The following is a 17,960-nucleotide window of genomic DNA, read 5'->3' as shown; positions in this document are numbered from 1 at the left end:
GCCATGACCAATACACAAGAAACGTCACTGCCCATCATCGCCATCACCTCTGGCGAACCTGCGGGCATTGGCCCGGACATTATCTTAAGCGCATTAAGTGAGCAGTCTTTTGACGCTCGCTTAATCGTGCTGGCCGATCCTAATTTACTAAAAGAAAGAGCTCAAACCTTAGGATTGTCGCCAACGATTCAGATACTCAGCCACAGCACCGACGCTAAGCCACATCAGCAAGGCGTTATTAGTGTACTGCCTATCTATATGGGCACGGAAACGGTGGCTGGCACCTTAAATGTTAAAAACTCGCCCTATGTATTGGAAACCCTTAAACAAGCCGGTGCAGGCTGTTTAGAACAGGCGTTTGACGCCATTGTGACGCCTCCCGTACACAAAGGCATTTTGTGCGACACCGGCGTGCATTTTTCAGGACACACGGAATTCTTTCAAGCTCAGTGCCGATCACCACATGTAGTGATGATGCTGGCTACAGAGGCGATGAAAGTCGCCCTTGTCACCACACACATGCCTTTAAAAGACGTTGCCGATGCGATTACTGAGCAGAATATCCGCTTGGTTGTACGAGCACTTTACAAAGATTTACAGGAAAAATTTGGCATTGAACGGCCCAAAATTTTAGTCTGTGGGCTAAATCCTCATGCTGGCGAAGACGGTCATCTAGGAAAAGAAGAGATCCATGTCATCACGCCAACGCTCAACGCATTGCGTGCAGAAGGTATGAATTTAATTGGACCTTTACCCGCGGACACCCTTTTCACCCGCAAATATTTAGACAACGCGGATTGCGCCTTAGCCATGTACCACGACCAAGGCCTTCCTGTGTTAAAATACTCTGGATTTGGTAACGCCGTTAACATTACATTAGGTCTACCCATCATAAGAACGTCAGTCGACCACGGCACAGCCATTGATTTAGCTGGCACAGGCAAAGCAAACAACGGCAGCCTGAAAGTGGCCATTCAACATGCCATTAACATGGCAAATAATGCGAAAAAGTTTTCTACATGAGCAAACCACAGTCACATAAAGCACGAAAAAGATTCGGTCAAAATTTTCTACACGATCACGGCGTTATTCGTCGTATTGTCGCCTGCATCGGCCCAAAAAAAGGCCAACGTCTCGTTGAAATCGGCCCGGGTAAAGGCGCCTTAACCGAAGGCATTATTAGTGTGACAGAGCGCATGGACGTGGTTGAGCTTGACCGCGATCTGATTCCAATCCTCAAGGTTAACCTGTTTCGTTTCCCCGATTTGACGGTTCATGAAGCCGATGCCATGAAGTTTGATTTTACGTCACTAAAAACGGACGACCAAAAACTGAGAGTCGTCGGCAACTTGCCTTACAACATATCCACGCCGCTCATTTTTCATTTATTAAGTCAAGCCAATGTGATCGAAGACATGCATTTTATGCTGCAAAAAGAAGTGGTTGATCGCTTAGCCGCGCGCCCTGGTGACAGCTTGTATGGTCGTTTAAGCGTCATGGCACAATATTATTGCGCGGTAGAATCCTTATTCATTGTTGGGCCTGAATCCTTTGACCCTGCACCTAAAGTCGACTCAGCCATTGTGAGAATGACGCCTCATAAGAACCTACCTTTTGTGGTTGATAACATTAAAAAATTGGAAGAAATGGTTCGTATCGGATTTCAGCAGCGCCGTAAAACCCTACGAAATAACTATAAAGGCGTATTGGACAACGACGACTTCGAAGCCTTGTCCATCGACCCAACCCTTCGCCCTGAAAGACTGGATGTCGAAGACTTTGTTAGCATCACCAACTATGTCCTCAAAAAGGAAAGTTAAATGCAGAAATACGATGTCGTCGTATCCGTTCGTACCGAATATCTCGCCAAGCAATCTACGCCCAGTGAAGCGCGTTATGTCTTTGCTTATCATATTTCGATCACCAATTGCGGGACCGAATCTGCCAAGCTTCAAACGCGTCATTGGGTGATTACTGACGGCAATGAACAAGTGCAAGAAGTGAGAGGAAATGGCGTAATCGGTGAATACCCTTACTTACCGCCCGGCGAGTCCTTTCACTACAGCAGTGGCACAGTCATGGAAACAGTGGTGGGCAGCATGCAAGGCAGCTATCAGTTTTTGGCCGATGACGGTACCGAATTTCAAGCGCCGATACGCCCGTTTACTCTGTCGGTTCCAAACCAGGTTCACTGAGGCAATTTATGGCCACTTATGTCATTGGCGATGTACAAGGCTGCTTAACGCCACTTATGCAGCTCTTAGAACACATAGAGTATGGCCCTGAACAAGACACCCTGTGGTTCGCTGGGGATTTAATTAATCGTGGTCATGAATCGCTCGAGACCTTACGCTTTATAAAATCGTTGGGGGATAAAGCCATTGTGGTTTTGGGTAACCACGACCTACACCTGCTGGCCGTTTCCTACGGTCGCGGCAAGTTAAAACGGGGCGACACGCTGTCTGAAATACTGACCGCGGCAGACCGCGATGATCTTATGCACTGGCTTCGTCACCGGCCTTTGTTTCACTACGATCCCTCACTAAACACCGTCATGACTCATGCCGGCATTCCGCCTTGCTGGGATTTAGATACGGCTCAAGCACTCGCAAAAGAAGTCGAAAATACATTACAATCCGACCACGCTGAGCATTTTTTTGCGACCATGTATGGCAACATACCAGATCAATGGGACAACACATTGAGTGGCGCAGATCGCCTAAGAACCGTTACCAATTATTTAACGCGTATGCGCTTCTGCGATGAACACAGCAGACTTGACCTAAAGTCAAAAGAAGGCATTAACACCGCCGAAAAGGGTTACGCCCCTTGGTTTCATTACCCTTCTCAGGTGCCTACAGAATGCCATATTGTCTTTGGTCATTGGGCGGCTTTAGAAGGTAAAACCCCACAAACTAACGTGCATGCACTTGATACTGGCTGCGTTTGGGGAGGAAGCTTAACGGCTTTACGCCTTGAAGACAGACAGAGATTCAGCCTACCTTGCCCTCTTAATCGGAAAAAATCATGACCTATACGTGTATCGATATTTCAGACGCCCTACCCATCATTGAAAACAATGCCGCTGTTGTCGACATTCGTGATTTGGTTAGCTTTGAAACCAGCCACATTACAAACGCAGTCAGCCTAACGAACGACAATGTACAAGACTTTATTGACAGTGCAGATCAAAACCAGCCCATCATTGTGTGTTGCTACCATGGCAACAGCAGCAAAGGCGCCGCTGAATATTTGGCGGCACAGGGCTTTAAAGAAGTGTACTCATTAAACGGTGGCTTCAGCCAATGGAGTGCCATGTTTCCTGAGCAATGTGAAATGGGCCGCTAAACGCCATGACGATGTCTTATCAGGTCTATCTTGTGGGTGGCGCAGTCAGAGATTCACTGCTCAAACTGCCTGTTTACGATCATGACTGGGTCGTTACGGGCGCCATTCCTGCTCAACTCGAGCAACAAGGTTACCAGCAAGTCGGTAAGCAATTCCCCGTGTATTTACACCCTAAAAGCAAAGAAGAATACGCGCTTGCTCGAAAAGAGAAAAAACAAGGTGAGGGCTACACAGGGTTTATTTGTGATTTTTCCCCTGACATTCGTTTAGAAGAAGATTTAGAGCGCCGCGACCTTACCATTAACGCCATCGCACAAACCTCAGACGGACAACTGATCGATCCCTTTAATGGCCAACAAGATCTTGACGACCGGCTACTTCGCCATGTCTCTAGCGCTTTTGTGGAAGACCCACTTCGAGTATTGCGCGTGGCTCGTTTTGCTGCACGTTTTCATGATTTTGGCTTTATAGTCGCGCCCGATACCATGACACTAATGCAAGCCATCAGCGCCTCAGGGGAGCTTTTAACCCTAAGCCCCGAGCGAGTTTGGAAGGAGTTAGAGAAAGCGCTTAGAACACCGCATGCCGACATTTTTTTTGACGTGTTACAACAAGCCAATGCAATAACCCCACTGTTTCCAGGGTTCATTTGGCAAAAAAACACCTTCACTCACATTCAATCCGACTTAACACCTGCCCAACGCTGGGCAATCATAACTCAATCGACACCAATGCCAGCACTCATCGCGTTACACCAGCGCATTCGCTGTTCTAATCAATTTAAAATTCTCGCCGAACAAGTGCGTGGTTTTATTGAACATCAACACACTGTCATGACGGCCGAACAGTGGGAAAAATGGCTAATGTCAGTCAACGCCATCAAAAAGCCACAACCCTACAGGCTGCTCATCCACGTACTGAGCCTCTTGACAGGCACCAGAATAGAAGACTGGATAACACTGCGCGATACGATAGCGGGCCTTAGTGCCACAGCCTTAATTAAACAAGGTGTCAGTGGCGCCGAGCTAGGACTGGCTTTAAAACAGTCTCGAATAGAGGCTCTAAACAAGAGCTTATCGCCCTTTATTAGTGATGCCTCAATTTAATAAGTCACCGCTGATTTACGATGGATTTTGACACCAACAGACTGCGCGGCGCTAATCGCTCCGGGCTTTCTCAGCGTCAATGTCACGGCATTCAGCTTAAATACGCCCATTAATTCACTCACCAAATGTTCCGCCAACGTTTCAATTAACTCAAATTGACGCTCGGCACAAAATGCCATAATGTGATTCGAAATAGCCTCGTAGTCCAAGGTTTTAGACAGATCATCAGTGGCAGCTGGAATACGATTGTCATGCTCCATTTCCAGATCGAACACCAGATCTTGGAGAATTTTCTTCTCCCAATCGTACACACCAATGACCGCTTGGGTTTTAAGCCCTTCAATAAACACCAAATCTTTCATATTAAGACGCCTTTAATGGAGGTAATTCAGACAAGGGCCAGCGTGCTCGGATGGACAGATTAAGCGGTGACGACTGCCCATTGAGCAAACGTTGCGCCCCAGCGTAAGCGATCATGGCACCATTATCCGTGCAAAACTCGGGGCGTGCATAAAAAACACGGGCACGAATTTTTTGCAGCTGACTTTCTAGCTGTTCTCGCAAACGTTGATTTGCACTCACACCGCCAGCAATAATCAGCTGTTTTAAACCTTCTGCTTCCAACGCTCTACGACATTTGATAACCAAGGTCTCAACGACCGCGGTTTCAAACGCCAGCGCCGCATCCGCTTTAAATTGCTCGTCACAACGTCCTTCATCCAGTGCCGCATGAATCGACGTAAGAAACGCCGTTTTCAATCCACTAAAACTAAAATCTAACCCTGGGCGATCCGTCATCGGACGAGGGTATTTAAGGCCGGAATTTGGGTTACCTTGCTTCGCCAACGCGGCAATTTGCGGCCCACCGGGGTACGGTAACCCAATCATCTTAGCGGCTTTATCAAAGGCTTCGCCAGCGGCGTCATCCAGTGATTGCCCTAACAATTTATACTCGCCAATGCCGTCGACTCTAACTAACTGGGTATGACCACCAGAGACCAAAAGCGCAATAAAAGGCATCTCAGGTTGCGACGCTTCTAGCATAGGCGCCAAAAGATGACCTTCCATGTGATGCACACCTAAGGCAGGAATAGTCAAAGCATACGCCAAAGCACGACCGATGGTTGCCCCCGCCATCAACGCACCGACTAAGCCTGGCCCACTGGTATAAGCAATGGCATCCAACTCAGACTTTTTCATGCCCGCTTCTAGCAACACCTCATCAATCAGCGGCAAGGTTTTACGCACATGATCGCGAGAAGCCAACTCTGGCACCACGCCACCGTATTCAGCGTGTTGCGCAATTTGAGAATATATTTTGTGCGCCAACAATCCTCTGTCCGTGTCGTAAATCGCAATGCCCGTTTCATCACAGGAGGTTTCTAATCCCAATACTTTCATCAGAATACTCTCATTAATAATTTAGACGCATTGTACCTTATCTGCCAACGCCATTGCAGCGCGAAGCGGTACTTCATTCGTCGTTATGTTAAATCAAGTTAGACAAATCAGATCAAAGTGATTATAATGCGCGCGTTTTAAATGTTTAAATTAAAAGGCAGGTGATTTTTTTCGTTTGGCACATAGCTTCTAAAGAAAGTGAAATGGCAGCCCAAACACCCTATTAAAATTGAATACCGTTACAGACGCGACAACAGTCTGTTCAGGGTTAGGCACCGCCTAGGAAATTTGATTCATAGTGAATCACACTCTGTTCAACAAAAGCGCGCTTTGAAAGCCCATTAAATACGGGTATGATTCACGCCGTTTTTGTGAATACTTAAACTTTAAAAAATCAATATTAAAGGTAAATACATGCCAGCTGTAAAAGTAAAAGATAACGAACCCTTTGACATCGCTCTACGTCGCTTCAAACGCTCTTGTGAAAAAGCAGGCGTTTTGGCTGAAGTTCGTCGTCGTGAATGCTACGAGAAACCCACTACACTTCGCAAACGTGCCGCTGCTGCTGCCGTTAAACGTCACGCGAAGAAAGTTTCTCGCGAACAGAAGAAATTCCAACGTTTGTACTAGGCCACTTTGCCATCTGGCAATTTGATCATTACGAATGTTTTGCCTAGACACAAATTGTTTTTAGGCTTATAAAAAAGCGGCTAGTTAACCAACTAGCCGCTTTTTTTTGCTTAGTTTTTACTTACATTACTCTCTCCCAATGACTGCAAAGAGGCTTTCCATGTCAGATCTAAAAAAGCACATTTCAGACACACTGAAAACCGCCATGCGCGCCAAAGAAAAACAACGCGTTACCGTTATTCGTACCATTTTGTCTGAGTGCAAAAAAATTGAAGTTGACGAGCGCATTGAACTTGACGATGCACGCGTATTAGCCGTACTAGATAAAATGAACAAGCAACGTAAAGATTCGAATCAACAATTCATCGACGGTGGCCGTGACGATCTCGCCCTCATCGAACAAGAAGAAATGGTTATTATCAGCGAGTTTCTCCCGACACCACTAACAGATGACGAAGTAGGTGAGATCGTTAAAGCCGCCATTATCGAAACCGGCGCAAGCACTATGCAACAAATGGGCGCCGTTATGGCTCTTGTAAAACCTCAGGTTCAGGGCCGTGCCGACATGGCGCAAATCAGCAAACAAGTAAAAGCACAACTAGGCTAACACCATGGCGGGACGCATTCCTGATCAGTTTATTGACGAGCTTCTCGCTCGAACCGACCTAACCGATGTGGTTGCGTCTCGTATTAGCTTAAAAAAAACCGGCCAGAACTACAGTGGCCTCTGTCCTTTTCACAATGAAAAAAGCCCTTCTTTTAGCTTAAATCCGAACAAACAATTTTATTATTGCTTTGGATGCGGAGCCGGTGGCAACGCCATCTCTTTTGTGATGGAGCACGACCATCTGGACTTTGTCGACGCCATTGAAATGCTCGCCAAAGACGCTGGAATGGAAGTCCCGAGAGAGCAAGGTGCACCTGATAGATACGAGCAAAACGCCGAACTACTGAAACGTTTGTCGGAAAGCTCGCAGTTTTATCAGCAACAACTCACCCAACATCCAGATAAAAAGAAAGCCACCGATTACCTATCCAAAGACCGTGGTCTATCAGGGCAAATTGCTAAAGTTTTTGGTGTGGGTTACGCACCGCCAGGCTGGGACAACTTACTCAAAAAAGTCGGCACTCGGGCTGAAAGCCAAGAACAACTGCTTATGGGCGGTATGTTGATCGAAAAGAAAGATCAACCGGGACACTATTACGACCGCTTTCGCGACCGCATTATTTTTCCAATACGCGACTCTCGTGGCCGCGTTATCGCTTTTGGTGGGCGTGCTTTTGGCGACGAAAAACCCAAGTATCTGAACTCCCCCGAAACACCGGTATTTCAAAAAAGCCAAGAGCTTTACGGCTTATTTGAAGCCAAACAAAATACACCAATACTTGATCAGATTCTCGTTGTCGAAGGCTACATGGATGTTATCGTGCTAGCGCAGCATGGCATTACCAACGCTGTAGCCACACTGGGCACATCGGTTAACAGCCAACACATACGCAAACTGTTTAAATTGGTCAGCAAAGTAGTGCTCTGCTTTGATGGCGACAAAGCGGGACGGGCGGCCGCTATTCGTGGGCTTGAAGCGGCTTTACCCGTGATGCAGGACGAAAAACAAATTCGTTTTCTTTTCTTACCAGAAGGTGAGGATCCAGACTCATTGGTTAGAAAAGAAGGCAAAGAAGCGTTTAATCTTAGACTGGAAGATGCCTCATCCTTGTCTCACGTATTATTCGATCATGCTCGAAACCAGGTTACCCTTGGCGATGAAGAAGGCGAAGCACAGTTCGCCCGAAATGCAATGGAGATGATCCGCGAAATCCCCAAAGAACTCACGTTTCGCTCAGTACTCATACGACAGCTGAGTGATCAATCAGGTATAGATAAAGAAACGCTTGGCAATACCGTCTTTAAAACACGTCGTCAGGCACACCCCCCCACAGTAGACACTCACCAAAGCGAGCAACACCCTCCTCATTTCGATACTGACCATCCACACAGCAGTTATTATGACGATGAAGCGCCAGTTGGAGAATATACGGACTACCCTCTTTCTTCTGGCTCAAGCGCCTCGACAGGCTACCCCAAAAAACAGCACACGACTCAAAAACCGTTTGGCAAAAAACCCTTCGTAAAAGGTCTGTTTTTCAATGATGAGCCAGCACTGCCTCCAGCCGCACCAAGCCTGAGTCGCATTAAGCAAGCCTCAATATGCCTTTTGTTACATCCCCACATTGCAAAAGACATTGACCTGCCAGACCCTTTAATTAATCAGGCAAATGAAGAACTGCAATTATTTTGTAAAATATGGCGATATTTCGCAAAATACCCTACTAAAAACACAGGACACTTAATTGGAGAAGCGACAGATAACACCACCATTACTTCTGTATACGCACTTTTAAACCACAAAGACGCCACTACCAAGCAAAAAATAACCAACGCACAACAAGAAGTGCAAGACATGATATCGAGCATGGAAAAGAACCTTGGTTTAAATAGCAGCATCGAACGGTTGAAAAGCAGAGGAAACGAATCCATAAAGGATAATAGTAGCAAGCAGGAACTACGACATTTGATGGACTTAATCAGACAAAAAAAACACTAGCGTTTGCTTGATTTTCAATCAAAAATGCAAGGATTCTATGGATGAAAGTGATTAAATTTAGTATAATCCGCGGCTTGCTAAACTCCCAAATGAATTTCTAACGATAGGTTGTCGAATGCCAGACACTCAACAGTCACGTCTCAAAGAGCTGATCTCCAAGGGCAAAGAACAAGGTTACTTAACTTTTGCTGAAGTTAATGACCATCTCCCAGATGACCTTTCAGACCCGGAGCAAGTTGAAGAAATTATTGCCATGATCAATGACATGGGCATTACGGTTTCTGAAGTTGCACCCGATAAAGATAGCCTTCTTATGGAAGAAGGTGACTCCACCGACGAAGCGGCCGCCGAAGAAGCCGCTGCTGCCTTGGCCGCTGTAGAAGGCGATATCACCAGAACAACAGACCCAGTTCGCATGTACATGCGCGAAATGGGCACCGTCGAGCTTTTAACGCGCGCGGGCGAAATTGCCATAGCCAAACGCATCGAAGAAGGCACACGTGAAGTCATGGCCGCCGTGTCGTATTTTCCTGGCGCCGTCGACGTTTTGCTAAACGCCTACGCAAAAGTACAGGAAGAAGAAGGCCGACTAAGCGACATATTCAGCGGTTTTATCGATGGCGATGGCGAAGAGCCTGTTTTTGAAGAAGCCGTAATAGAAGAACCTGTCATTGAAGAAGAGTCTAATGACAACGAGGATGACGATGACGATTCGGATTCTACCGAAGAAGAAACGGACAACGGCCCCGATCCTGAAGAGACCGCATTACGATTCAACGATATTGCTCGAATTTATAATGAGCTAAAAGTCTTACTTGAGAGCAACGACAGACAAAACCCTGCCGTTCAGAGCAAACAAGAAGAATTAAGCATCAGTTTCGCACCCATCAAGCTGGTGCCTAAATTGTTTGACGATTTGGTTGATCGTGTACGCTCTCGAATGGAAAAAGTGCGTGATCAAGAGCGCTTAATCATGCAAGTGTGCGTACGTAAATCTGGCATGCCAAGAACCGAGTTTTTGAAACGCTTTCCAAGCAATGAAACCAATCAAGACTGGCTAAAAGAGCAAATTGCTTCTGGTGCTGATTACGCTAGCATGCTTGAAGAGAACGAAGCTGAGTTTATGCGCAGCCAACGTAAACTTCGTGCAGTCGCTAAAGACACTGGCTTAACCATCGCTGAATTAAAAGAAATTAACCGTCGCATTTCTATCGGCGAGACACGCTCTCGTCGTGCTAAGAAAGAAATGGTAGAAGCCAACTTACGTCTGGTTATCTCTATTGCGAAAAAATACACCAACCGTGGACTGCAGTTCTTAGACTTGATCCAAGAAGGCAACATCGGCTTGATGAAAGCGGTAGATAAATTCGAATATCGTCGTGGCTATAAGTTCTCTACTTACGCAACATGGTGGATACGTCAGGCGATTACTCGCTCAATTGCCGACCAAGCGCGCACGATACGCATCCCTGTGCATATGATTGAAACGATCAACAAACTGAATCGCATCTCTCGTCAAATGCTACAAGAGATGGGGCGCGAAGCCACACCTGAAGAATTAGCGGCTCGTATGGACATGCCAGAAGACAAAATTCGTAAGGTGTTGAAAATAGCGAAAGAGCCGATTTCCATGGAAACCCCGATCGGCGACGATGAAGACTCTCACCTTGGCGACTTCATAGAAGACGATGGCGCCGAGTCTCCTATCGACATCGCGACCATCGAAGGCTTACGTGAATCCACCACCATGGTGCTTGCTGGCCTAACCGCTCGCGAAGCTAAGGTACTGCGTATGCGTTTCGGCATTGACATGAATACTGATCATACACTTGAAGAAGTGGGCAAACAGTTTGATGTGACACGCGAACGCATTCGTCAAATCGAAGCAAAAGCTTTGCGTAAACTACGCCATCCTAGCCGCTCCGAACATTTAAGAAGCTTCTTAGACGATTAAAAATACACTAAAGAAAGGCTAGAAATTCAAAAACCGTGGCTTTTAACCAGCGTTTTTTTAGGTTGAATGGCTGCAGAAATAGAGCCTTAATTTAGAAGCAAAAAAAAGGGAAAGACTCATGTCTTTCCCTTTTTATTATCAACCAATTACTAAGCCACTGATTTTGCCAACTCGGTAATTTCACTCCATTTACCGGCTTTCACAAGATCAGTCGGTACTATCCAAGACCCACCCACGCACAACACGTTTGGCAAAGCTAAATAGTCACGGAAATTGTCAGCACCAATACCACCGGTTGGGCAAAACTTGATTTGAGGTAAGGGTCCGCCAAATGCTTTTAGCGCCTTGATACCACCATTCACTTCTGCTGGGAAAAATTTAAAACGATCGTAACCGTATTCCATGCCTAACAAGATATCCGAAATGGTCGCCACAGCAGGCAAATAAGGCACGTCATATTCTTTCCCTACCGCCAACAAGTCTGCCGTCATTCCAGGGCTAATAATAAATTGTGATCCCGCTTCGATAGCTTGAATGTATTGAGCACGAGAACACACAGTACCCGCCCCAACAATCGCATCTGGTACTTCTTTACGAAGCGCGGAGATAGCCTTTAAGGCGGCTGGCGTACGCAGTGTAACCTCTAAAACGGGCACACCACCCGCAACAAGTGCTTTACCCAGCGCAACCGCTTGCTCCACATTATCGACAACAATAACAGGCACTACGGAAGTCGCTGTCATTACCTGTTCTGCAGTATAAGAAGTCGTCATTGTCTTGTTCCTTTTATCACTTAATAATCGTGCCAGTTACGGCCATCTTTAATAGGTAGCGCCATAGATGCCGCAGGCCCCCACGAACCGGAAGCGTACTCTTTAGGGCGTTCGCTGGTTTGATTCCACGCTGACATAATGCCATCAACCCACTTCCAAGCCGCTTCCACTTCATCATAGCGCATAAATAAGGTCGCATCATTGCGCATAACGTCTAATAACAAACGCTCGTACGCTTCAGGACTGCGCTTATCATTAAAGGCTTCGGTCAAACTCAAGTTCAAATCAACCGGCTGAAGATTCATGCCTTCGCTCGCACCAGGCACTTTGTTCATTACCGTCAGTGAGATTTTCTCTTCAGGTTGCAAACGAATAATCAGCTGATTACGCTGTAACTGACGGTTACTTTCATCACTAAAAATACTGTGCGGCACCGCTTTATATTGAATAACAATTTCTGAATAACGTTGACCTAAGCGCTTACCCGTTCTTAGGTAGAATGGGACGCCAGCCCAACGCCAGTTGTCAATATCAGCACGTAAAGCAACAAAGGTCTCTGTTTTAGAATTCGGGTTACTGCCCTCTTCATCAAAATAACCTTGCACATCTTTGCCTTTGATCATGCCTTTCGCATATTGGCCACGTACTGTTTTGGTATAGGCATTTGCCCCAGCAATAGGACGCAACGCCTTGAGCACTTTGATCTTTTCATCGCGCACAGAATCGGCATCCATACGCCCTGGTGGCTCCATCGCCACTAGACATAATAACTGGATTAAGTGGTTTTGCACCATATCGCGCATGGCACCCGCGTTATCGTAATAACCCCAACGACCCTCTACACCAACCGTCTCTGATACAGTAATCTGCACATTATCTATATGCGCACTGTCCCAAAGTGGTTCAAATAACGTGTTACCGAAGCGAATCGCCAATAAGTTTTGAACCGTTTCCTTACCTAAATAATGATCAATCCGAAACGCTTGCTGCTCATTGAAGTTCTTCATGACTTCGTCATTGATAGCTCGTGAAGAGGCTAGATCTCGACCTAACGGCTTTTCTAACACAACACGCATACGATCGGCATTGAGGCCATGAATCGCCAGTGAAGAACAAATAGACCCAAACAAATCAGGAGACGTAGCGAGATAAAACACAACATCACGATTGTCACCGCCAACCTGCTGGTCATTTAATCGTGTGAAGTCGGCTTCTTGCTGAGCATCAACAGACACATAACTCAAGCGTTCTTTAAAGCGCGGCCATGTTTTTTCATCGCCAATACTAGAAGGAACAAATTCATCGAGCGCTACACGAATTTTTTTCTGATATTCTTCAGTACTCACTTCTCGTCTTGAAGCTCCAATAATTCGAGTCGTCGGGGCAAGCAGACCGTCCATATCCAAATGGTACAAGGCTGGCAGCAACTTACGCATCGCAAGATCACCACCGCCACCAAAAATTACAACATCACAGGCTTTTAAACTGGCCTTCATTCTCAACTCTCCAACTAAATCTTGGCTTTCGATACAAGATGAGATGCGTAACATGCGCACCCCATCAGCCCTGGGTATTCTGACATCACAACAAAAGTTGGAATGGGGGAAACAAATGCTTTCATACGGCCTTTATCGTTCATTGCATCACGAAAACCGCTTTTTACTATTTCATTCAAATACCGTGGCACAATCCCACCCGCAATGTAAACACCACCACGGGACTCAACAGACAATACAAGATCCCCAATAACTCGCCCTAAAAAGACAAAAAATTGTTCAAGAGCAGCAATAGCAATGGGGTCATCACCTGCCTTTAAAGCCTCACCAATAGCAGGAGCCGTTAAGCGCTTCTCAATACCCGATTGTAACGAAAGGGCTTCATAAATATTTTCAAGTCCCATACCTGAAAGAACACGTTCAGCGGAAACGCGATGATGACGAGTACGCAAAAACTTCAAAATATTGTCTTCCACTTCATTGCAAGCAGACAGATCAACATGACCACCCTCACCAGGCAAAACAATGTTTGGTCCATCCGCCTGCGGCACAACGCAAGAGATACCCAAACCCGTTCCAGCCCCTATCACCCAGCAGACACCTGTCGTATCCACCGCAGAAGACTCACCCACCACCACAAGATCGTCTGGTTTTAGAATCTCCAAACAATGACCAACCGCATCAAAATCATTTAAAAAAGCAACTGATTTGTCACCGCCAAAATACGATTGGACTTCAGAGCGGGTGAATTGCCATGGATTATTGGAAAAACGGATAATTGGCTGATTGACCGGACCGGCAATGGCCAACACAATCGCTTCAATATCTTCCATTGCAACACTACATGAATCGATATAGTCGGCTGCCGCGTCAAAAAAAGTGTCGTAATTTGCACAAGGGAGAACCCTAACTTCTAAGGGATCGTAATGATGGATAGGCACTAAAGCAAAGCGCGCATTAGTACCACCAAGATCAGCGATTAAGGCATGAGACATAAATGAACCTTATCTAATTTTTTTGAAATTTTACAACAAAACAGAAGTGAAAAATACCGTAACACTCAAAAACCCTCACCATTTATGTAATAAAATTACATAAATCAACGAAGTCGATTTAAAAATTTGAAGACTTTTGTTGGTACGGATCTTTTACGGTTATTTTTATAATTATAAAGGCGCTCATCCGCGATTTTTAACAAGTATTTATAGCTGTTCGGTGCGTCAGAGATCACACTGGCACCACCATAACTGATGGTAATAGGGACAAGATTTGACTTATACCTCAGCGGATTGGATTGCAAATAGTCTTGTATGGATTCTGCCACCAAAATGGCTTGTTCATAACTTTTACCTGGCATAACAAAGACAAACTCATCGCCGGCAAAACGAAACGCCAAGCCTTGTTTATGCACGTACTTTAATAAGCGCTTTGCAATATACTCTAGCACTTCGTCACCACAATTATGGCCCAAGGTGTCGTTGACCGACTTAAAAGCATCACAATCAATAAAGACCACGGCGAGATCTCGCCCTTGAACCTTAGTGCGAGCAAATTCCCTATCCAACATCAATTCAAGTTGTCGACGGTTTAATAATCCGGTCAAAGGATCGCGCGTTGCCAAGTACTCTAACTTCTCTCTGGCCGTCACATTACTCAAACAAATGGAGATTTTTATCGCCAGTTGATCGAGTAAAAATGTATCTTTAGTGGCGGCATCATAACGCGTACTGTCTGAATCAGCCTGACAAAATAAGCCCACCAATTCACCATCAATCGTAAGCGGTGAAATTGCAAGTGAAGACACGACATCGCGAAACACTGGAGGAATAATATCCCAACAACGGCTCAAATTCGCATTCACCAAAATCGTCTTATTGCTTGATTTTATAATATCGATCATAAAACGGCGTCGAGTAAATATCACTCGGTCACGCAGATCTGGTGTTTTTTCAAGACTCTCAATCAAATGAGAAAGTGGCGCCTCGTTAATCAGATTCACCCAAACATAAGGCACATTAAACTGCTTTTGCACTTCTTTGGTCAAAGTAGAAACAAACTGATCACAACGCCCAATTGACAGAATACAACGCTCTATTTCGAAAAATTTACGCGCAATTTCTTCGTTATGCCTTACGTTATCGATCAACTCATTAATATCATGCATGCATTATGCCTTACCGCACAGCCATCAGGCGGCTCACTTTTTTGAATAAAAGCACAAGAACGTAATAATAATCGCTCTATTACGCCTTATAGTACGACGCTTCACTGGTTTGAGCTACACATTGAGCAAAATTTGCTGCATCGACCTACGACACATCAAGGTAGGGCGCCTTTCAACAAGAAGACGCCTTACCTTGATAGCAACGGTAATTAATTGGCTGTTTTCTTAAGATACTCCAATAAATGCCGATAGATAGATCACAGACAAATGAGCGGACGTTAAAATGAATATAAGAGAAATTGTCGAAACCCAGGTTACCCAAGGCAGTAAAGCCGGTCAATCTGTTACCGGCAATGCGCACTTCGCCCTACTAATGAGTTTGTTTAATCAACCTGGCCCTTCACTGCAGGATACGCCCGACACATTAAACTTTCATAAACCGCACGCTATAACTCGTCCCATGCAATTTTCACACAGCATCAGTCACAACCCAATTGCCAATCTCGCCCTACTAAAAGCTTTAAGCCAAGAGCCCTTATCCGACGGCCCTGCTTACCAATACGATGCCGTTAAAAACCTCGAACAGCACATTAACATGCACATTTAAGATACTGCCGCCAAAAGTACGCCACACTGTTTAAATAAAACGCTCCATTGCTTCGCATGGTTTTGAGAGGCTATTTGATAACCTCGCCATATACTGCGAACATGAACCAAGGAGAGCTGATTGACAAAGTGCTCCATGTCAACGGTCAGTGGTTGAACGGCGCTTACTAGGCGATCAAGTAGAGGTAAAACCAAATAGGCACCTTGGTTTATGCGGCCCATATAAGGCTGTATCTGTTCAACATAATCCACCTCAAATTGTTGTTTAAGGTATCCTATTGGCGCACCACACACCGACTGATCAAGGGACGATATCTGGGCAGTAACCTGTGTTAAAGACTGCGTCACTTGAGCCAAAGAATACAACAAACGTCCGGCGTACTCACTGTCCATCAACACTTTTAAATCCCCTTCAAATACCACGGCATCAACGTCAGGAAGACCATGAAGACTTTCAGCAATATTGACAAGTCGATTCAATGCATCCAACAATAGTTGCTGCTCAGACGTGGTGTAATCTAGTGGCAAAAAACCATTTGATAAACTGAAAAAAGCCTCGGATTCAGCACCATTAAAAATAGCGTTACCCAGCGCCGCAGGTAATTCATCACGTTTTTTCTGTGCAACGCTCAATAACTCCGCCGCTAAAGCATCATTCTTAATATCGCATGACTCAATTGCACGAATAATATCCAGCTCATATAAAAAACGTTGGCTATCTGGCATTACCTTACCAAGAATGCTGTTTTTTTTGCCAACAACAACCCCAACATCGCACTGTTGTAAAGACAAAAAATCTAATAGACCGATATCAAATTGAGTTAACGTCTGTTGACGATAACGTGCAGAAGGTAAGGCATCTGGCATGATCTTATTAGGTGCCGAAAAATCGAGGAGCGCAGAACGACTTAAATCAGCCACATATTGAGACAGCAATATTTCCGCCTTAAAGCGGGTATCGCAGGCACCAATGACAATAAGAGTGATGACACACAAGATCACTCGAATACATAAAGCGGGTAATACCTTCAACAAAACCCCCAACGACAAAGGTACGGCAACAAACACGACGTAGACAGTTTCAATCTCATAACTTTGTTAATACATTAAGAAAACGAGGGCCACAAAGCAGACTGCCACCCTCGCCATTAGCTTAATTAGCTTAATTAGCGCGACGCTTTACAATTTCTGCAGCGAGCTCATCAAAGCTTTTTTCGGCTTCCATTTTTTGAAATAAAGCGGCTTCATTTCGCATTGACGAACGTAAAATACCTTCCGCCGCTTCTTCCGCTTCCGCTGGGTTTAAACCCACCAATACAACCAAACCACCAGTCGGTGTAGGCATTTGACGAACCACTTTAGAGCCAATCAGTTTTTGCTCGGTAACTTGCTTAGTCACTACGCTATTTACACGATCAACCGTTTCGGCGTCACCTGCGCCCGTTGTTTCAACGTACTGCTTCACCATATTTTGCAGGTCAACACTTAATACTTGAGCCAATTCCACGCGCGCTGCGGTCGCCGCCATTTGTTTCATATAATTAGGTCCCGCCGCCGATTTTTCACTGTAGCCAACCGCAGATAGAGCAACACCCTCTAATGGCGCACCACATACCCAATCTGGAGCAGCTTGATTAGAACCATCCGCAAAAACACAATCAGGGATTGCTGCAACAGGTGCATTAATCACCTCTTTACTACAAGCAACAAGAACCACACTCGAGACAAGCAAACTAACCAGTTTCAATTTCATTTTATTTCCCTTCAATAACGAACGACTCAGCTAGATAAAACCTAGACACCTTGAAAACACATTTATTTTAGTGCATTTAGGCTATAAAACACAAAAAAAAGGGCGCTATAAATAGCGCCCTTT

Annotated in this window: 19 protein-coding genes; 11 read left to right on the top strand and 8 right to left on the bottom strand. The window is 45.4% G+C overall.

Annotation, left to right across the window (positions count from 1 at the left end; translation table 11 throughout):
* Window positions 1-3: 3 nt before the first annotated feature.
* Genes pdxA through FXV75_RS03645 form a run of 6 tightly spaced genes read left to right on the top strand, consistent with a single transcriptional unit; the run spans window position 4 to window position 4,454 of the window.
* On the top strand, window positions 4-1,023 hold the full coding sequence (gene pdxA, locus FXV75_RS03670) for a 4-hydroxythreonine-4-phosphate dehydrogenase PdxA (RefSeq protein ID WP_148835201.1): 1,020 nt from the start codon (window positions 4-6) through the stop codon (window positions 1,021-1,023).
* Window positions 1,020-1,820 (top strand): 16S rRNA (adenine(1518)-N(6)/adenine(1519)-N(6))-dimethyltransferase RsmA, encoded by an 801-nt coding sequence (rsmA, locus tag FXV75_RS03665; RefSeq protein ID WP_148831226.1) that lies wholly within the window; start codon window positions 1,020-1,022, stop codon window positions 1,818-1,820. The genes pdxA and rsmA overlap by 4 nt, the downstream gene beginning before the upstream one ends.
* A complete protein-coding gene (gene apaG, locus FXV75_RS03660; protein ID WP_148831225.1) occupies window positions 1,821-2,195 on the top strand; it encodes a Co2+/Mg2+ efflux protein ApaG in 375 nt (124 codons plus the stop codon).
* 8 nt (window positions 2,196-2,203) lie between these two features.
* A complete protein-coding gene (locus FXV75_RS03655) occupies window positions 2,204-3,031 on the top strand; it encodes a symmetrical bis(5'-nucleosyl)-tetraphosphatase (protein ID WP_148831224.1) in 828 nt (275 codons plus the stop codon).
* Window positions 3,028-3,348, top strand: coding sequence for a thiosulfate sulfurtransferase GlpE (gene glpE, locus FXV75_RS03650; RefSeq protein WP_148831223.1), 321 nt, complete (start codon window positions 3,028-3,030; stop codon window positions 3,346-3,348). The genes FXV75_RS03655 and glpE overlap by 4 nt, the downstream gene beginning before the upstream one ends.
* A 5-nt stretch (window positions 3,349-3,353) precedes the next feature.
* Complete coding sequence (locus tag FXV75_RS03645) at window positions 3,354-4,454, top strand: tRNA nucleotidyltransferase (RefSeq protein WP_148831222.1); 1,101 nt, start codon at window positions 3,354-3,356, stop codon at window positions 4,452-4,454.
* Here FXV75_RS03645 and folB read toward each other — a convergent pair.
* Both folB and tsaD read right to left on the bottom strand, forming a co-directional pair.
* Window positions 4,451-4,816 carry a dihydroneopterin aldolase gene (gene folB / locus FXV75_RS03640; protein WP_148831221.1) on the bottom strand — a complete coding sequence of 122 codons (366 nt, stop codon included), beginning with the start codon at window positions 4,814-4,816 and terminating at the stop codon, window positions 4,451-4,453. The two genes, FXV75_RS03645 and folB, sit on opposite strands and share 4 nt — an antisense overlap.
* Before the next feature lies 1 nt (window position 4,817).
* Window positions 4,818-5,855 carry a tRNA (adenosine(37)-N6)-threonylcarbamoyltransferase complex transferase subunit TsaD gene (tsaD, locus tag FXV75_RS03635; RefSeq protein ID WP_148831220.1) on the bottom strand — a complete coding sequence of 346 codons (1,038 nt, stop codon included), beginning with the start codon at window positions 5,853-5,855 and terminating at the stop codon, window positions 4,818-4,820.
* A 414-nt stretch (window positions 5,856-6,269) separates the two neighbouring features.
* Here tsaD and rpsU point away from each other — a divergent pair, with 414 nt between their 5' ends.
* The 4 genes from rpsU to rpoD all read left to right on the top strand — a co-directional run bounded on the left by rpsU (window position 6,270) and on the right by rpoD (window position 11,045).
* Window positions 6,270-6,485: a 30S ribosomal protein S21 gene (gene rpsU, locus FXV75_RS03630; RefSeq protein WP_009835737.1), complete on the top strand. Its 216-nt coding sequence runs from the start codon at window positions 6,270-6,272 to the stop codon at window positions 6,483-6,485.
* A 160-nt stretch (window positions 6,486-6,645) separates the two neighbouring features.
* Window positions 6,646-7,092, top strand: a complete 447-nt coding sequence (locus tag FXV75_RS03625) for a GatB/YqeY domain-containing protein (protein ID WP_148831219.1) — start codon at window positions 6,646-6,648, stop codon at window positions 7,090-7,092.
* A gap of 4 nt (window positions 7,093-7,096) precedes the next feature.
* On the top strand, window positions 7,097-9,091 hold the full coding sequence (gene dnaG / locus FXV75_RS03620; RefSeq protein WP_148831218.1) for a DNA primase: 1,995 nt from the start codon (window positions 7,097-7,099) through the stop codon (window positions 9,089-9,091).
* 115 nt (window positions 9,092-9,206) lie between these two features.
* The gene (gene rpoD / locus FXV75_RS03615) at window positions 9,207-11,045 is read left to right on the top strand and encodes an RNA polymerase sigma factor RpoD (RefSeq protein ID WP_148831217.1); all 1,839 of its coding nucleotides are present in this window, start codon (window positions 9,207-9,209) and stop codon (window positions 11,043-11,045) included.
* A 149-nt stretch (window positions 11,046-11,194) separates the two neighbouring features.
* Here rpoD and FXV75_RS03610 read toward each other — a convergent pair whose 3' ends face one another.
* From FXV75_RS03610 to FXV75_RS03595, 4 genes are all read right to left on the bottom strand, one after another.
* Window positions 11,195-11,818 carry a bifunctional 4-hydroxy-2-oxoglutarate aldolase/2-dehydro-3-deoxy-phosphogluconate aldolase gene (locus tag FXV75_RS03610; protein ID WP_148831216.1) on the bottom strand — a complete coding sequence of 208 codons (624 nt, stop codon included), beginning with the start codon at window positions 11,816-11,818 and terminating at the stop codon, window positions 11,195-11,197.
* Window positions 11,819-11,838: 20 nt separating this feature from the next.
* On the bottom strand, window positions 11,839-13,314 hold the full coding sequence (gene zwf, locus FXV75_RS03605) for a glucose-6-phosphate dehydrogenase (protein ID WP_148835199.1): 1,476 nt from the start codon (window positions 13,312-13,314) through the stop codon (window positions 11,839-11,841).
* A gap of 14 nt (window positions 13,315-13,328) precedes the next feature.
* Window positions 13,329-14,309 (bottom strand): glucokinase, encoded by a 981-nt coding sequence (gene glk / locus FXV75_RS03600; protein ID WP_148831215.1) that lies wholly within the window; start codon window positions 14,307-14,309, stop codon window positions 13,329-13,331.
* Window positions 14,310-14,413: 104 nt separating this feature from the next.
* Complete coding sequence (locus FXV75_RS03595; RefSeq protein WP_148831214.1) at window positions 14,414-15,478, bottom strand: diguanylate cyclase; 1,065 nt, start codon at window positions 15,476-15,478, stop codon at window positions 14,414-14,416.
* A gap of 283 nt (window positions 15,479-15,761) precedes the next feature.
* Here FXV75_RS03595 and FXV75_RS03590 point away from each other — a divergent pair, with 283 nt between their 5' ends.
* Window positions 15,762-16,085, top strand: coding sequence for a hypothetical protein (locus tag FXV75_RS03590; protein ID WP_148831213.1), 324 nt, complete (start codon window positions 15,762-15,764; stop codon window positions 16,083-16,085).
* On the opposite strand, the gene FXV75_RS03585 is transcribed toward FXV75_RS03590, so the two are convergent.
* Both FXV75_RS03585 and FXV75_RS03580 read right to left on the bottom strand, forming a co-directional pair.
* Complete coding sequence (locus tag FXV75_RS03585) at window positions 16,082-17,116, bottom strand: DUF3080 domain-containing protein (RefSeq protein WP_262368455.1); 1,035 nt, start codon at window positions 17,114-17,116, stop codon at window positions 16,082-16,084. The genes FXV75_RS03590 and FXV75_RS03585 overlap by 4 nt on opposite strands.
* Window positions 17,117-17,246: 130 nt before the next feature.
* Window positions 17,247-17,837: an LPP20 family lipoprotein gene (locus FXV75_RS03580; protein WP_148831212.1), complete on the bottom strand. Its 591-nt coding sequence runs from the start codon at window positions 17,835-17,837 to the stop codon at window positions 17,247-17,249.
* Window positions 17,838-17,960 lie beyond the last annotated feature (123 nt).

Source organism: Marinomonas sp. IMCC 4694 (assembly GCF_008122525.1).
Classification (GTDB): domain Bacteria; phylum Pseudomonadota; class Gammaproteobacteria; order Pseudomonadales; family Marinomonadaceae; genus Marinomonas.
Note: the sequence above shows the minus strand (reverse complement) of the source record. Positions and strands in the feature narration are given on the sequence as shown.

Excerpts from the sequence above, each read along its gene's own strand:
- FXV75_RS03595 (WP_148831214.1), bottom strand. The coding sequence starts at position 15,478 with ATGCATGATATTAATGAGTTGATCGATAACGTAAGGCATAACGAAGAA.
- FXV75_RS03590 (WP_148831213.1), top strand. The coding sequence starts at position 15,762 with ATGAATATAAGAGAAATTGTCGAAACCCAGGTTACCCAAGGCAGTAAA.
- apaG (WP_148831225.1), top strand. The coding sequence starts at position 1,821 with ATGCAGAAATACGATGTCGTCGTATCCGTTCGTACCGAATATCTCGCC.
- glk (WP_148831215.1), bottom strand. The coding sequence starts at position 14,309 with ATGTCTCATGCCTTAATCGCTGATCTTGGTGGTACTAATGCGCGCTTT.
- rpoD (WP_148831217.1), top strand. The coding sequence starts at position 9,207 with ATGCCAGACACTCAACAGTCACGTCTCAAAGAGCTGATCTCCAAGGGC.
- FXV75_RS03655 (WP_148831224.1), top strand. The coding sequence starts at position 2,204 with ATGGCCACTTATGTCATTGGCGATGTACAAGGCTGCTTAACGCCACTT.
- tsaD (WP_148831220.1), bottom strand. The coding sequence starts at position 5,855 with ATGAAAGTATTGGGATTAGAAACCTCCTGTGATGAAACGGGCATTGCG.
- FXV75_RS03645 (WP_148831222.1), top strand. The coding sequence starts at position 3,354 with ATGACGATGTCTTATCAGGTCTATCTTGTGGGTGGCGCAGTCAGAGAT.
- FXV75_RS03610 (WP_148831216.1), bottom strand. The coding sequence starts at position 11,818 with ATGACGACTTCTTATACTGCAGAACAGGTAATGACAGCGACTTCCGTA.
- rpsU (WP_009835737.1), top strand. The coding sequence starts at position 6,270 with ATGCCAGCTGTAAAAGTAAAAGATAACGAACCCTTTGACATCGCTCTA.
- FXV75_RS03625 (WP_148831219.1), top strand. The coding sequence starts at position 6,646 with ATGTCAGATCTAAAAAAGCACATTTCAGACACACTGAAAACCGCCATG.
- glpE (WP_148831223.1), top strand. The coding sequence starts at position 3,028 with ATGACCTATACGTGTATCGATATTTCAGACGCCCTACCCATCATTGAA.
- folB (WP_148831221.1), bottom strand. The coding sequence starts at position 4,816 with ATGAAAGATTTGGTGTTTATTGAAGGGCTTAAAACCCAAGCGGTCATT.
- rsmA (WP_148831226.1), top strand. The coding sequence starts at position 1,020 with ATGAGCAAACCACAGTCACATAAAGCACGAAAAAGATTCGGTCAAAAT.
- pdxA (WP_148835201.1), top strand. The coding sequence starts at position 4 with ATGACCAATACACAAGAAACGTCACTGCCCATCATCGCCATCACCTCT.
- zwf (WP_148835199.1), bottom strand. The coding sequence starts at position 13,314 with ATGAAGGCCAGTTTAAAAGCCTGTGATGTTGTAATTTTTGGTGGCGGT.
- dnaG (WP_148831218.1), top strand. The coding sequence starts at position 7,097 with ATGGCGGGACGCATTCCTGATCAGTTTATTGACGAGCTTCTCGCTCGA.
- FXV75_RS03580 (WP_148831212.1), bottom strand. The coding sequence starts at position 17,837 with ATGAAATTGAAACTGGTTAGTTTGCTTGTCTCGAGTGTGGTTCTTGTT.